The 325-nt window shown below is 45.5% G+C and carries 1 protein-coding gene; it reads left to right on the forward strand.

Annotated features, from left to right (window positions below):
• A partial coding sequence (locus LCF57_RS28160; RefSeq protein WP_226000690.1) for an AMP-binding protein occupies positions 1-325 on the forward strand: 325 nt, incomplete at both ends.

Consider the following 325-nt stretch of genomic DNA (forward strand, 5'->3'; position numbering starts at 1 on the left):
AGTAGAAAAGTTCAACAAGCTGCTGTACAAAGAAAAAGGAACAAGCCTGCATAACCTGTACGGACCAACAGAAGCAACAGTAGATGTATCCTACTTTGGCTGCTCTACGGAAGAAGAATTGGAGCTTGTACCTATAGGAAAGCCCATAGATAACATTAAGTTGTATGTTGTCAGTAAGGAAAAGGGCCTGCAGCCGATAGGAGTAGCGGGAGAACTATGCATAGCAGGGGATGGACTGGCAAGAGGGTACTTGAACAGACCGGAACTTACAGAAGAAAAATTCGCAGCAAACCCATTCGCACCGGGTGAAAGGATGTACAGGACA

Source organism: Paenibacillus sp. BJ-4, from assembly GCF_020404765.1.
Taxonomy (GTDB): Bacteria; Bacillota; Bacilli; order Paenibacillales; family Paenibacillaceae; genus Paenibacillus.